This window comes from Mycoplasmopsis anatis, assembly GCF_900660655.1.
In the GTDB taxonomy this organism is placed as follows: Bacteria; Bacillota_I; Bacilli_A; order Mycoplasmatales; family Metamycoplasmataceae; genus Mycoplasmopsis; species Mycoplasmopsis anatis.
Genome location: NZ_LR215035.1, coordinates 872,968 through 888,140, shown reverse-complemented (window position 1 = coordinate 888,140; position 15,173 = coordinate 872,968). Strand labels below are relative to the sequence as shown.

15 protein-coding genes and 2 rRNA genes are annotated in these 15,173 nt (G+C 33.7%); all 17 read left to right on the top strand.

Annotation, left to right across the window (positions count from 1 at the left end; translation table 4 throughout):
- The first annotated feature begins 84 nt into the window (after positions 1–84).
- A complete protein-coding gene (gene secY / locus EXC66_RS03830; protein WP_006886397.1) occupies positions 85–1,506 on the top strand; it encodes a preprotein translocase subunit SecY in 1,422 nt (473 codons plus the stop codon).
- Positions 1,500–2,147 carry an adenylate kinase family protein gene (locus tag EXC66_RS03825; protein WP_006886396.1) on the top strand — a complete coding sequence of 216 codons (648 nt, stop codon included), beginning with the start codon at positions 1,500–1,502 and terminating at the stop codon, positions 2,145–2,147. Before secY ends, EXC66_RS03825 begins: the two co-directional genes overlap by 7 nt.
- A 52-nt stretch (positions 2,148–2,199) precedes the next feature.
- Complete coding sequence (gene map, locus EXC66_RS03820; protein ID WP_006886395.1) at positions 2,200–2,940, top strand: type I methionyl aminopeptidase; 741 nt, start codon at positions 2,200–2,202, stop codon at positions 2,938–2,940.
- Position 2,941: 1 nt separating this feature from the next.
- Positions 2,942–3,157, top strand: coding sequence for a translation initiation factor IF-1 (gene infA / locus EXC66_RS03815; protein WP_006886394.1), 216 nt, complete (start codon positions 2,942–2,944; stop codon positions 3,155–3,157).
- A 14-nt stretch (positions 3,158–3,171) separates the two neighbouring features.
- Complete coding sequence (rpmJ, locus tag EXC66_RS03810; protein ID WP_006886393.1) at positions 3,172–3,285, top strand: 50S ribosomal protein L36; 114 nt, start codon at positions 3,172–3,174, stop codon at positions 3,283–3,285.
- An 8-nt stretch (positions 3,286–3,293) separates the two neighbouring features.
- Positions 3,294–3,662 carry a 30S ribosomal protein S13 gene (gene rpsM / locus EXC66_RS03805; protein ID WP_006886392.1) on the top strand — a complete coding sequence of 123 codons (369 nt, stop codon included), beginning with the start codon at positions 3,294–3,296 and terminating at the stop codon, positions 3,660–3,662.
- 3 nt (positions 3,663–3,665) lie between these two features.
- On the top strand, positions 3,666–4,049 hold the full coding sequence (gene rpsK, locus EXC66_RS03800) for a 30S ribosomal protein S11 (RefSeq protein WP_006886391.1): 384 nt from the start codon (positions 3,666–3,668) through the stop codon (positions 4,047–4,049).
- 39 nt (positions 4,050–4,088) lie between these two features.
- Positions 4,089–5,099, top strand: a complete 1,011-nt coding sequence (locus tag EXC66_RS03795; protein WP_006886390.1) for a DNA-directed RNA polymerase subunit alpha — start codon at positions 4,089–4,091, stop codon at positions 5,097–5,099.
- A complete protein-coding gene (gene rplQ, locus EXC66_RS03790) occupies positions 5,099–5,461 on the top strand; it encodes a 50S ribosomal protein L17 (RefSeq protein ID WP_006886389.1) in 363 nt (120 codons plus the stop codon). Before EXC66_RS03795 ends, rplQ begins: the two co-directional genes overlap by 1 nt.
- Positions 5,462–5,544: 83 nt before the next feature.
- On the top strand, positions 5,545–6,387 hold the full coding sequence (gene truB, locus EXC66_RS03785; protein ID WP_006886388.1) for a tRNA pseudouridine(55) synthase TruB: 843 nt from the start codon (positions 5,545–5,547) through the stop codon (positions 6,385–6,387).
- Between the two features lie 23 nt (positions 6,388–6,410).
- Positions 6,411–7,223: a YcsE-related riboflavin metabolism phosphatase gene (locus tag EXC66_RS03780; protein WP_006886387.1), complete on the top strand. Its 813-nt coding sequence runs from the start codon at positions 6,411–6,413 to the stop codon at positions 7,221–7,223.
- A 1-nt stretch (position 7,224) separates the two neighbouring features.
- Positions 7,225–8,079, top strand: a complete 855-nt coding sequence (locus EXC66_RS03775) for an FAD synthase (RefSeq protein ID WP_006886386.1) — start codon at positions 7,225–7,227, stop codon at positions 8,077–8,079.
- Between the two features lie 94 nt (positions 8,080–8,173).
- The gene (gene rpsO, locus EXC66_RS03770) at positions 8,174–8,440 is read left to right on the top strand and encodes a 30S ribosomal protein S15 (RefSeq protein ID WP_006886385.1); all 267 of its coding nucleotides are present in this window, start codon (positions 8,174–8,176) and stop codon (positions 8,438–8,440) included.
- Between the two features lie 83 nt (positions 8,441–8,523).
- Positions 8,524–9,492 carry a recombinase RecA gene (gene recA, locus EXC66_RS03765; protein ID WP_006886384.1) on the top strand — a complete coding sequence of 323 codons (969 nt, stop codon included), beginning with the start codon at positions 8,524–8,526 and terminating at the stop codon, positions 9,490–9,492.
- Between the two features lie 49 nt (positions 9,493–9,541).
- A complete protein-coding gene (locus tag EXC66_RS03760) occupies positions 9,542–10,354 on the top strand; it encodes a TIGR00282 family metallophosphoesterase (RefSeq protein ID WP_006886383.1) in 813 nt (270 codons plus the stop codon).
- A gap of 139 nt (positions 10,355–10,493) precedes the next feature.
- Positions 10,494–12,000, top strand: a 16S ribosomal RNA gene (locus EXC66_RS03755).
- 270 nt (positions 12,001–12,270) lie between these two features.
- Positions 12,271–15,160 (top strand): 23S ribosomal RNA (locus EXC66_RS03750).
- Together the 16S and 23S rRNA genes form the textbook arrangement of a ribosomal RNA operon.
- Positions 15,161–15,173: the final 13 nt, after the last annotated feature.

The window sequence follows — 15,173 nt, the reverse complement described above, 5'->3', positions numbered from 1 at the left end:
ATAACCCAAGCATAATTGCTTTAAAAAAACACTAAATTTAATATAATTAAAATACAATTTATATTTAATAAAAAGTGAGGGTAAATGAGTTTTTTTAGAAGGAAATCAAATAAGCTTTTTTTATTATTGAAATATATAAAAAGAAACTTTATAAATTTTTGAAGCACCAAAGATATTACTAAAAAAGTTTTATTTACTTTACTTTTATTAAGTATCTACATAATTGGTACAACAATAACCGCCCCATTTGTTAAAATAAATTCATCAAGAAGTATCAATAGTGATTCATTTTTTGATACTCTAAACCTTGTAGGTGGTGGTGGGTTATCAAGATTCTCAATTTTTGCATTAGGAATTAGTCCATTTATTAATGCTTCACTTATAATGATGATTCTTCAATCTAAACTATTTCCACCAATTTATAAATTGAGTCAGAGTGGCCCTCATGGAAGAAAAAAAATTAATATTATAACTAGAGGTATAACTTTAGTAATAGCTATTCCACAAGCAATTTTCTTAACAAAATCATTAACTGCTGGTGGTATATCAAGTGCGTTTATCAATATAGTTTCCCCAACCGGAATGAACGAAAATGTCATAGTATATTTTATACTTCCAATGATTTTGGTTGGAGCAACATTATTTTGTTTATTCTTATCTGAAGAAATAACAAATAAAGGAATTGGTAATGGAACTAGTTTAATTATTTTTACAGGTATTGCTATGAGATTGCCTATTCAATTTCAATCTGCGTTTAAGGAATTATCTAACGATTTTTTAGTAAGTGGTTCACTAATAGGTTTAATCAATTTTAGCTTCTATGTAATTTGTTATTTCTTAGTTATTTTGATTATTTCGATTGTATATAATAGTGAAAGACATGTTCCAATTCAGCAAGTTGGAGCAGGAAGGTCAAAAAATACAAAAGAAATGGGGAAATTGCCTATAAAATTAAATCCTGGTGGAATTATGCCTGTTATTTTTGCGATGATGGTAATTTCGTTCCCTACAATGATTGCAAATATTTTACCTAAAGATAATTATGGAGCTTGATGAATTAAACATAATTTACAATTTACTCAACCATTCGGATTGTCGTTATTAGTTGCTATTACATTTGTATTTTCTCTTTTAATGGGGATTCAACAATCTAGAGTGGATAAGATAGCAGAAGATTTTGCAAAAAATTCTACATTTATACCAGGTGTTAGACCAGGTGAGGAAACTCAAGATTATTTAATTGGAGTTGTTTTTAGATTAAGTTTGTTTAGTGCATTTTATCTTGTTATTTTAGCAAGTATGCAGCATATTCAAGTTATTTTGGGCATTCTTCCTGCACAAATTGCTTTTGGTGGAACAGGGTTAATGATTTTAGTCTCTGTTGCGATTGAAACAATTACTCAGTTAAAAGCAAGAAATAAAACTGTTAAGTTAGCTAAAGCAAAAAGGGTTACTAAAGCTAACTTTAACTCTAAGAATGTAAATGGAGATGGTTTACTATGATAAAACAAAATTGTAATTTAATTTTTTTAGGAGCTCCTGGTGTTGGAAAAGGTACAGTGGCTTCAATAATTGCTAATCTAACGAATTTAGAGCATGTATCTACTGGTAATATTTTTAGAAATGAAATCAAGAATAAAACTGAATTAGGTATAAAAGTACAGGAAATTGTTACAACTGGTGGATATGTTCCTGATGAAATTACAAATAAAATTGTTAAGAATAAAATTGACGAGACAATCAAAACTAATACAAAAATTATTCTTGATGGATTTCCTAGAACAATTGACCAAGCAAAATTTTTAGAAACAATAGAAAACTTTGAATATAAAGTTGTTGAATTATATGCTCCAGAATCAATAATTTTAGAAAGATTATCTGGTAGAAGAACATGTTCGAAGTGTGCAGCAGGATATCACATCAAATTTAAACCTAGTTCTAAAGGTGATAAATGTGAAAATTGTGATGGAATTTTAGAACAACGTAAAGATGATGAACCTAGTTCTATTATCAAAAGATTAGAAATTTATAATGAGCAAACTAATCCTTTAATTGAATATTTCAAAAACAAGGATAAATTGATTGTGGTTGAAGCTATTGATACTCCTGAAAATGTTGCAGATAGTGTTTTAAAAAAAATAAAATAGTAATACAATTTAAAACATAATTACTAACATATTTTAGGATTTCATTATTAGTTTGATAAAAGATAAAAGTGCAATAGACAAAATTACCAAATCATGCAAAATCTTGGCAGAAGTCAAACAAATTGTTTGAGATTTCGTAAGACCAGGGGTTTCTTTAAAAGAAGTTGATCAATTAGCTTTTAAAGAAATAGTAAAAAGAGGTGCCATTCCGGCATTTAAAGGATTATATGGGTTTCCTGCAACTGCCTGTATATCTGTTAATGATGAATTGATCCACGGTATTCCTTCAGATTATGTTATCAAAGAAGGAGACCTAGTAAGTGTTGATTTAGGTTGTATCTGAGAAGGATACAACAGTGACAGTGCTTTTACAAAAGGTGTAGGAGAGATTAGCGAAATTGATAAAAAATTAATCTTAGTTGCTAAACAATCTTTTGAAGCAGGTCTCAACGCAATAAAACCTGGTGCAAGGGTAGGTGATATTTCAGCTGCCATTTGAGAGGTAATTAAAAAAAATAATTTTTTCACACCTGATGATTTTTGTGGACATGGAATAGGTCTTAAATTACATGAAGATCCCAATATTCCAAATAGAGGTAAAAAAAATACTGGACCATTACTCAAAGATGGGATGGTAATTTGTATTGAACCTATGATTACACAAACAAAAAAAATCAAAATTCTAAAAGATGGTTGAACAGTAGTTTCTACAGATGGTTCTAATACAGCACATTATGAACATACTGTTTTAATCAAAAATGGAAAAGGTGTAGTTTTAACGAAAGGAATCTAAATTGGCTAAAGATGCAATAAAGATGACTGGAGTGGTTAAAACTGTTTACTCTACAGATTCATACGAAGTAGAATTAGAAAACGGCATGACTATGAAAGTTTATATTTCAGGTAAGATGAGAGTAAATCACATTAGAATTTTACCTGGTGATAAAGTTGATGTAGATATTAGTCCTTATGACTTAACACAAGGGCGTATTGTATATAGACACAAATAATTAAAGGAGCTAAAATGAAAGTTAGAGCTAGTGTTAAAAGAATGTGTAAAGATTGCAAAATTATTAAACGTAAAGGTGTTATTAGAGTAATTTGTGAATTACCTAAACACAAACAAAGACAAGGATAGGAGACAATATGGCCAGAATTTTAAACGTTGAAATTCCTAATGACAAACGTGTTGTTGTGTCATTAACATATATTTATGGTATCGGACCAAGCTTGGCTAAAAAGATTTGTGCCGAAGCAGGGATAAGCGAAGATGCTCGTGTAAAAAATTTATCAGAAGATGAATTATCAAAAATTCGTGAAGCAGCAAAACACTATACAACAGAAGGTGATTTACGTAGAGAAGTTAACTTAAACATCAAACGTTTAATGGAAATTAAATGTTATCGTGGAATTAGACACCGTAAAGGATTACCAGTACGTGGACAATCAACTCAAAAGAATGCTCGTACACGTAAGGGACCTAGAAAAACAGTTGCTGGAAAGAAAGGTAAATAATATATGGCTCGTAAAACTAAGAAAAAGAATATTACAACAGGTATTGCACATATTCATTCAACTAACCAAAACACAATTGTTACCTTTTCAGATGAACAAGGTAATGTTATAGCATGATCATCAGCTGGTGCTATTGGTTACAAAGGAACAAAGAAAAAGACACCTTATGCAGCGGGATTAGCAGCCCAAGCAGCAGCCGAAGCAGCTAAAGAACATGGTGTTAAATCTGTTAAAGTTGAACTTAAAGGTCTTGGAGCAGGTAAAGATGCTGCAAGAAAACAAATAGAAGTTTCAGGTATCACTGTTACAGAGATCAAGGATGTTACACCTGTTCCACACAACGGGACAAGACCTCCTAAACGTATTCTAAAACGTGCTAAGAAGTAAAAAGTACTATTATTAATGATAAGAAAGTAGGTATCTTAAATGGAAAAGATGAAAAGATTAGATTATCTTAAAGTTCCTTCATTAAACAAAGTAAGCGACTTTGAAACTACATTTAGTTTACAACCATTGGAAAGAGGATTTGGTAATACCCTTGGAGTGGCGTTAAGAAGAGTATTATTATCTAATATTACTTCATTAGCACCATTTTGTATTAAAATCGAAGGTGTTAATCATGAGTTCCAAGGTATTCCTGGTGTTGTAGAAGATGTTCCATCATTAATCATGAATTTAAGAGAAGTTAGATTCAAATATGATTCAGAATTAGTTAATGACGATGAAATTATTAAAGTTGAGCTTAAAGCAGATGAAGTTGGAGAAATTACATCTAGATATTTAACAGTAGTTGATAATCCAAATGTTGAAATCATCGACCATAATATTCATATTGCTGATGTTAGTGCAGCTAACTCATTAAAAATTGAAATGTTTATTAGACCAGGTCGTGGTTTCTTATCTAGTGAAGAAAATAAATTAATTGTTAATAAATTAGAAGGAGAATTAGCAGCTAATTCTAAAATTAAAAAAGGTAAATTTATTGCTGTTGATTCTAAATTCTCACCAATCAAACTTGTTAACTATAAAGTTGAAGAATTAAACTCATCTAGTGCTAAAGTTGAAGAAAGACTTGATTTTACATTGATTACTGATGGTACTGTAAAAGCAGAACAAGCTATTAAACAAGCGTCAGAAATTTTAATAGCACATTTTATGGTTATTGGAAATACTGATGAAATGAAAGTAGATGTTTTTGCTGATGAAGTTGAAGAAGAACCACAAGAAAACGAAACAGATCTTGATATTAACCAACTAAATCTTTCTGTACGTTCATTAAATGCATTAAGAAGAATAAACAAAACAAAAGTTTCAGATATTATCGAAATGACATATGATGAATTGGAACAAACAAAGAACTTAGGTAAAAAATCATTAGAAGAAATAGTACAAAAACTTCAAGAGTTTGGATTTACACTTAAAAAAGGAGATGAATAATGGCTAACCCAAAACAAATTTACTCACGTGATACTAAATGAAGAAATGGAGTTATGCGTTCATTAACAAGTGAATTATTTGCTAATGGAAGAATAACAACAACTTTAACAAGAGCAAAAGAATTACGTAAACACGCTGAAAAAATGATCCAAAAAGCTAAAAACCCAACATTAGCAAATCGTCGTGCAGTTGCTGCTTATTTACGTCCAATTAAAACAAAAGAAAACGTCGAAGTCCTTACACATTTATTTTCAAATATCGCACCTAAATACCAAGAAAGAAATGGTGGATACACAAGAATTATCAAATTACCTACACGTTTAGGTGATAATACACGTATGGCAATCATTGAATTAGTTTAATTAAAAATTTTATAAATTTTATAGAAATGCTAACCACCAAATCTGGTGGTTTTCTTTATAATATATATAATTAAAAGGAGAATATGTTTTTTTTACTACATAAAAAAAGTGGGATAAGCTCATTTGGTGCAATTAGCAATTTTAAAAAAGAAAACAAAATTAAAAAAATTGGACACAATGGTACTTTAGACCCACTTGCTGAAGGTTTATTGCTTGTGGCTACTGATGATGATACTAAGCTTTTGGAATATATTCCAAATAAAACAAAAGAATATATTGTCGAAGCAACATTCGGGTTTGAGACTGACACATATGATATTCTAGGAAAAATTATAAATAAGTCAGGCATTAAAGTAACAGAAGAAGTTTTAAAGGAAAACTTAAAAAAACTATCCAAAACCACTAAACAAATTCCCCCAAAATTTTCAGCAAAGAAAATTAATGGTGTTAGAGCATATGAATTGGCTAGAAAAGATGTAAATTTTGAAATAAATGATCAGGAAATAAAAATTTTAGACTATAAATTGATAGATTTTAATTTGGAAAAACAAACATATAAAATATATTTTAATGTATCTGAAGGTTGTTATATTAGAAGTTTAATATATGATTTAGGTATAATGTGCGGTAGTTTTTCAACCATGACATCACTAAATAGAATAGGAATAGGTGATTTAAAGTTAGAAATGCTTCAAAATTTAGAATATTTAAAAATTGACTATACCGAAATACTAAAATTACCAATTTTCAAATATAATCAAAATCAGAGAAAATATTTAATGAATGGTAATCCATTAAAAGATATAAAACTAGATGATCAAGAAATCGTTTTACTTATTAACATAGACACTAGCCAAATCGGTGGTGTGGGAAAAATTGAGAATAATACTCTTATTGTTAAAAAGATCTTTCCTAATAGGATATAATTTATATCCCAAAGTGAGGTGTTATGAAAAATCTAAAAGATATTATAAAATGTGCAGCTTTTGACATTGATGGAACTATTCTTCCGAACGGTAACACAAAATTTAGCGAGAAAACTATTGAACTATTTTCATTACTTAAAAAAAATAATATCGTTTCAATTTTAGCTACAGCAAGAGAATTTTCTACAATAGGTGATTTTCTAGAACAACTTAAACCTGATTATTTCATAGGAGCTAATGGATCATTTATTTTAGATTGTAATAAGAATGAAATGATTTATGAAATTGGTATGAAATTAAATGAAGTTAAAAAGCTATATGATGAATTTTATAGTGATGATTGTAATTTTATAATTACAGACATTAATAAATCTTATTATTCAGAAAATACTAATTTAGACACTTGATTTATTAGACCAAATATAAGCAAATATGATAAATTAGACTTTAACAAAATAATTGATAATAGAATATATGTAATTACTCTTAGTGGAAATGAAATTTCTAAAAAAGCTGATTTAATTGATAAATTTATTAAAGATAATGATTTAGATATGGAAATCAATTCAACATGAAGCAGAGGAATTTTTATAGGTCCCAAAAAAATTACGAAAAGTTCAACATTGAAGTTATTAACTAGAAAAATTGGATTTTCAAATGATAATTTAATTGCTTTTGGTGATTCTTCAAATGATTTTGAAATGATTCGAGATGCGGTTTATGGTGTTGCGATGGAGAGAGCTAGTTGAAGAATTAAAAATATAGCAACCGATATAACGCTAGATTGTGAATATGATGGTGCATATTTAAAACTTAAAGAATTAAAATTAATATAAAATGAAACCATTAGAAATTTATGATTTAAATAATTGACAACCAAGAAATAACATAATTTATGTAATTGGTGCCTTTGAATCTTTTCATTTAGGACATTATCAACTATTAAAGAAAGCAATAGAAATAAGCAATAATCAAGAAATAGTTTTTGTATATTTCAAAAATGACATGAATATGGCAAAAATGAAAGATGGTCTATTTACTGATAATGAGGCAAAGAGGTACATTTTTAGTACATTTAATGAGATTGATAAAGCTGTAGAACTAGACTTTAGCAAAATTTCATTACTTGAAGGTGATGAATTTATAAATAAGTTAGTTGGTAACTCTCAAAATATATCTATTGTTTGTGGACAAGACTTTAAGTTTGGAAAATTTGCGAAGTGAGATGTTATAAAATTAAAAAATAATTTTCAAAGTATCAAGGTTATTGACATTAACTTATTTAAATATAAAAATATTAAAATAGGAACAAGAAAATTAAAAGAATTACTTAATTATGGACAATTAAAATTTCTTAATTCATTTTTAACAAGGGAGTATCTTTTAAGTTGTGAAATAGTTTCTGAAAAAGAAATAAAAATTAATAACGATATCACCCAAATCCATCCAGGAATTTATGTTGCTTCATTAATTGTAAATAGAATTCAATATTATTGTGTTTTACATATAAGTCAAAATAAAACAAATTACTTCAAATTAATTGATATTGATGTATTAGACATTAAAAATTTATCAGCCAAAATAAAAATATATTCTGAAATTAGATTAATTACAACATCGCAAAACGACAAATTAACTGAAGAAGATATAGTCAAATCAAAAAATTTCATTATTGATGATAATAGTATATAATTTATAAGCATTTTCTTAATTGCAATTTTATACTAGGTGGTAAATAAGTTTACTGCTTGGATAAAACATAATTTATATAAATAGGAGAAAAATTATGATTTCTAATGAAACAAAATTAGGATTAGTTAAGAAATACGGAAAAAACGCAAAAGATACAGGGAACACTTTTGTACAAATTGCTATTTTAACCGAAGATATCGAATCATTAAAACCACATTTCTTAAAGAATCCAAAAGACAAACACTCACGTCGTGGATTTATGGCTAAGATTAACAAACGTCGTGTATTACTTGATCACTTAAAGTCAAAAAATTTAGAAGAATACAATAGATGTATTAAAGAACTTAATTTACGTAAATAATAAAAGCCGAAAGGCTTTTTTATTAATTTTGTTTGTTTTTTGTTCACTTCTAAATAGACATTCATATTATTATGGAGGTTTATATGAACGATAAGAAAAAAATTATTGATGAAGCTATATCAGAAATTAGTAAGAAATTCGGTAATGAGTCAATTATGTATTTGGGTGATGTACCTCAAGCAGATATTGACACATTTTCAACAGGTAGTTTTAAACTAAATAATATCTTAGGTATTGGAGGTTGACCAAAAGGAAGGATTATTGAAATTTATGGTCCTGAAAGTTCAGGAAAAACAACTATATGTCTTCATGCGGTTGCTGAAATACAAAAGAAAGGTGGAATTGCTGCATTTATTGACGCTGAGCATTCGATAGATCCCGTATATGCAAGAAAAATTGGTGTAGATGTTGAAAAATTATTAATTAGTCAACCTGATTCTGGAGAGCAAGCATTGGAAATAGTTGATACATTATCCAAGACAGGAAATATTGATTTAATAGTTGTTGATTCAGTAGCAGCTTTGGTGCCTGAGTCAGAACTAAACGGAGATATGAGAGAGCAACAAATTGGTTCACAGGCAAGATTAATGTCAAAAGCATTAAGAAAGATAACTTCAGTATCAAACAAAAACAAGACAACAATTATATTTATTAACCAAATAAGAGAAAAAGTCGGTGTGTGTTATGGAAATCCAGAAACAACAACGGGTGGTAGAGCATTAAAATTTTATGCTTCGATAAGATTAGATGTTAGAAAAGGGCAACCTATAGTTGATGGTAAAGATACTGTTGGTAATGAGTTAAAAATTAAAGTAGTTAAAAACAAATTAGCAGCTCCATACAAAAAGATGGATACTGAATTAATTTTTTCATGTGGAATAGACAAAGTTGGAGAAATTATTGATGAAGCCGTTGAAAAAGATATTCTAATCAAAAAAGGTTCCTGGTATTCATACGAAGGCAAAAATTTAGCTCAAGGCAAAAAAACATTAAGAGAATTGTTGATATCGGATCAAAATTTATTAAATGAAATCGAAAACAAAATAGTATAAATAAATATATAATTTAATTAACTTGTATTTATGTGTAGAAAACGGGAAAATGACAAATCAAAAAATTAAATTATTATTCATTGGAGATATCTTTGGTGAACCTGGCGTTGAATTCGTAGAAGAAATTCTTCCTCTCATTAAGAAAGAATATTTAATAGATTTTGTGATCGCACAAGCAGAAAACGTTTCTGGGAGAAAAGGATTTGTAAAAGAAGATTATTTAAGATTAAAAAAATCAGGAATCAATGCATTCACATTAGGTAATCATGTTTGAGCAAAAAAAGAAATATTAGAAATAATACACAATGATGATGTTATAAGACCTGCAAATATTAATCCTCAATATGCTGGCGAAGGTTCGAGAGTTTTTGACGTGGATGGTAAAAGTTTAAGAGTAACTCAATTAATGGGCATTACTTTTAATAAATTATCACCTCCTTGAAACGAAGAGTATGCTGATAACTTTTTTGATTCAATAGATAACATTATTAAATTTAAGGAAAAGTGTGATTTTCATTTTATTGATTTTCACGCAGAAACAACTAGCGAAAAAAATGTACTAGGATTATATCTTGATGGTAAAGTAGATGCAGTTTGTGGCACACACACGCATGTTCAAACAAATGACGATAAAAAATTACCGAATTTTACATTATATATTACAGACGTCGGGATGACTGGCCCAAGTAATTCTGCGATTGGTGCAGATTTTGAATCAGTATATGAAAAAATGAGATTTGATAAACCGTCAAAATTCGAAGTTTCAAAAAACAAACAACAGTTTAACGGTGTTGTGATGGAACTAAATACTATATATAAAGAAAATAATAAAATTATTAAATTAAATATGGTAAAAGATTAATTTAATAAAACTATTATTTTTTTTTTTTTTTTTTTTTTTTCTTTGTTTAAAAAAAATCTTTGCTATAATAGTTTAGACACACGAATAAACAACGTGTTAAAGTTCTTTGAAAACTAGATATACAAACATGACAGTCAATTTTTTCGAGAGTTTGATCCTGGCTCAGGATGAACGCTGGCTGTGTGCCTAATACATGCATGTCGAGCGGAGTTCTTCGGAACTTAGCGGCGAATGGGTGAGTAACACGTACTTAACATACCCTTTAGATTGGAATAACGATTAGAAATGATCGCTAATGCCGGATACTTATATTTATCGCATGAAAAATATATAAAAGGAGCGTTTGCTTCGCTAGAGGATTGGGGTGCGTAACATTAGCTAGTTGGTAGGGTAATGGCCTACCAAGGCTATGATGTTTAGCGGGGTTGAGAGACTGATCCGCCACACTGGGACTGAGATACGGCCCAGACTCCTACGGGAGGCAGCAGTAGGGAATTTTCCACAATGGACGAAAGTCTGATGGAGCGACACAGCGTGCAGGATGACGGCCTTCGGGTTGTAAACTGCTGTTATAAGGGAAGAAAAAATAAAGTAGGAAATGACTTTATCTTGACGGTACCTTATCAGAAAGCAACGGCTAACTATGTGCCAGCAGCCGCGGTAATACATAGGTTGCAAGCGTTATCCGGAATTATTGGGCGTAAAGCGTCTGTAGGTTGTTTGTTAAGTCTGACGTGAAAACTTGGGGCTCAACCCCAAATTGCGTTGGATACTGGCGAACTAGAGTTATGAAGAGGTTAGCGGAATTCCTTGTGAAGCGGTGAAATGCGTAGATATAAGGAAGAACACCAATTTGGCGAAGGCAGCTAACTGGGCATACACTGACACTGAGAGACGAAAGCGTGGGGAGCAAACAGGATTAGATACCCTGGTAGTCCACGCTGTAAACGATGATGATTAGCTGATGGGGAACTCATCGGCACAGCTAACGCATTAAATCATCCGCCTGAGTAGTATGCTCGCAAGAGTGAAACTTAAAGGAATTGACGGGGATCCGCACAAGCGGTGGAGCATGTGGTTTAATTTGATTCTACGCGTAGAACCTTACCCACTCTTGACATCTTCCGCAAAGCTATAGAGATATAGTGGAGGTCAACGGAATGACAGATGGTGCATGGTTGTCGTCAGCTCGTGTCGTGAGATGTTCGGTTAAGTCCTGCAACGAGCGCAACCCTTGTCCTTAGTTAAATGTTCTAAGGAGACTGCCCGAGTAATTGGGAGGAAGGTGGGGACGACGTCAAATCATCATGCCTCTTACGAGTGGGGCAACACACGTGCTACAATGGACGGTACAAAGAGACGCAATACGGCGACGTGGAGCAAATCTCAAAAAACCGTTCTCAGTTCGGATTGTAGTCTGCAACTCGACTACATGAAGTCGGAATCGCTAGTAATCGTAGATCAGCTACGCTACGGTGAATACGTTCTCGGGTCTTGTACACACCGCCCGTCACACCATGGGAGCTGGTAATGCCCGAAGTCGGTTTTGTTAACTACGGAGACAACTGCCTAAGGCAGGACTGGTGACTGGGGTGAAGTCGTAACAAGGTATCCCTACGAGAACGTGGGGATGGATTACCTCCTTTCTACGGAGTACACCTTAGTACAACAAGTACTGATAACAATGACTAAATATTTTATGTTATGTGCTAATGTTTTTAGTCCACTAGCGTATATCTAGTTTTGAGAGAACTTTCTCTCATGATCTTTGAAAACTGAATAGTTATACATTTTTAATATAACAACGACATCATTAAACAAAATAAAGATTATGTCTTATTTGTTTTGATACCGAGTTAATAAATTTAATTTATTAAAATGTCTTAAAATACATCAACAATAGGTAAATATTGTACTTTTAAATAAGTAAGAGTTTATGGTGGATGCCTTGGGTCTGGAAGTCGATGAAGGACGTGATAACCTGCGATAAGCCTCGTGGAGCTGGAAATGCGCTATGAAACGGGGATTTCCGAATGGGGGAACCTAACTAGAGTAAAGTCTAGTTGCTTTCTGATGAATAAAATAGTCAGATAGACGAGACACGTTGTGAACTGAAACATCTTAGTAGCAACAGGAAGAGAAAATAAATAATGATTCTATTAGTAGCGGCGAGCGAAAATGGAAGAGCCCAAACCAACGCATGTTGGGGTTGTAGGACAGCCTCTTTAAGTTACAAAATTATAATATAGCAGAAAAACTTGGAAAAGTTTAGCATAGAAGGTGAAACTCCTGTATGCGAAATATTATAATCTTATGGCTGTATCCTGAGTAGGGCGGGGCACGTGAAACCCTGTCTGAATCTGCCGGGACCATCCGGTAAGGCTAAATACTAACCAGACACCGATAGTGAACTAGTACCGTGAGGGAAAGGTGAAAAGAACCCCGGGAGGGGAGTGAAATAGATTCTGAAACCATTTACTTACAATTAGTCAGAGCCCGTTAATGGGTGATGGCGTACATCTTGCAGTATGGACCGGCGAGTTATGTTAACATGCGAGGTTAAGTGGAAAAAAGCGGAGCCGTAGAGAAATCGAGTCTTAATAGGGCGTTTAGTATGTTGATATATACCCGAAACCATGTGATCTATTCATGAGCAGGTTGAAGCTTGGCTAATCCCAAGTGGAGGACCGAACCGTAGTACGCTGAAAAGTGCCCGGATGACTTGTGAATAGTGGAGAAATTCCAATCGAACTTGGAGATAGCTGGTTCTCCTCGAAATAGCTTTAGGGCTAGCGTGTGATGTTAAATTTTGGTGGTAGAGCACTGAATATGGAATGGCCGCGCCTAGCGGTACTGACTATAATCAAACTCCGAATACCATTATGTATTATCATGCAGTCGGAACCGGGGTGCTAACGTCCCGGCTCGCGAGGGAAACAACCCAGATCGTCAGCTAAGGTCCCAAAATCGTGTTAAGTGAGAAAGGTTGTGAGATTTCATAAACAACTAGGAAGTTGGCTTAGAAGCAGCCATCTTTTAAAGAGTGCGTAATAGCTCACTAGTCAAGAGATCTTGCGCCAATAATTTAACGGGACTAAAACACGATACCGAAGCTACGGGTACATTTGTACGTTAGAGGAGCGTTCTTATCAGCATTGAAGCATGACCGTGAGGACATGTGGAGCGTTAAGAAGTGAGAATGCCGGTATGAGTAACGATTCGTGGTGAGAATCCACGACGCCTATTGGGGAAGGTTTCCTGGGCAAGGTTCGTCCACCCAGGGTTAGTCAGGACCTAAGGAGAGGCTGAAAAGCGTATTCGATGGACAACAGGTTAATATTCCTGTACTGAGAGTAGTGTGATGGAGTGACGGAGAAGGATAGCAGTACCCATTATTGGATTTGGGGGTAAATAGCAACTGGTCAGTGTAGTTAAATGCGCACTGTATAACCGGGAGTTATGATGCATAGTGAACGGCAACAAGTAACGAATTCTGTGATTTCATGCTTCCAAGAAAAGCTTCTAAACTTTAATCTACTTATCACCTGTACCGAGAACGGACACACGTCCCCTAGATGAGTATTCTAAGGCGAGCGAGAAAACCAATGTTAAGGAACTCTGCAAATTGACCCCGTAAGTTCGCAAGAAGGGGCGCCCATGTAAATGGGCCACAGTAAATTTTGAGGGGCAACTGTTTATCAAAAACACAGCTCTCTGCTAAACCGCAAGGTGATGTATAGGGGGTGAAGCCTGCCCAGTGCCCGAAGGTTAAGCGGATGCGTTAGCTTTAAGCGAAGCGTTGAAGTGAAGCCCGGGTGAACGGCGGCCGTAACTATAACGGTCCTAAGGTAGCGAAATTCCTTGTCGGCTAAATACTGACCTGCACGAAAGGCGCAATGATCTCTCAACTGTCTCAACATTGGACTCGGTGAAATTATGGTCCCAGTGAAAACGCTGGGTACCCGCATCAAGACGAAAAGACCCCATGGAGCTTTACTACAACTTCGTATTGGAACTTGGCCTAACATGTGTAGGATAGGTGGGAGACTGTGATATTAGGGCGCTAGCCCTAATGGAGTCGCCGTTGAAATACCACCCTTGGTATGTTGAGTTTCTAACTTGCCGCCGTTATCCGGTGGGAGGACAGTGCGTGGTGGGTAGTTTGACTGGGGCGGTCGCCTCCTAAAAGGTAACGGAGGCGTTCAAAGGTACACTCAATACGGTCAGAAACCGTATGTAGAGCGCAAAGGTAGAAGTGTGCTTGACTGCGAGACCTACAAGTCGAGCAGGTGCGAAAGCAGGACTTAGTGATCCGGCTGTACGTCATGGAACGGCAGTCGCTCAACGGATAAAAGTTACCCTGGGGATAACAGGCTTATCTTGCCCAAGAGATCACATCGACGGCAAGGTTTGGCACCTCGATGTCGGCTCATCGCATCCTGGAGCTGGAGTCGGTTCCAAGGGTTTGGCTGTTCGCCAATTAAAGCGGTACGCGAGCTGGGTTCAGAACGTCGTGAGACAGTTCGGTCCCTATCTGATGTGGGCGTTGGAATATTGATGAGAGCTGCTCTTAGTACGAGAGGACCGGAGTGGACACACCACTGGTGTTCTTGTTGTTTCGCCAGAAGCATAGCAGGGTAGCCAAGTGTGGAAAGGATAACCGCTGAAAGCATCTAAGTGGGAAGCCTCCTCAGAGATAAGTATTCCCTTGAAATTCCTTGTAGACGACGAGGTTGATAGGATGGAAGTGTAAGTGTAGCAATACATTCAGCTGACCATTACTAATAAATTGATTGGTTTAAAAGTGGATGAATTTATA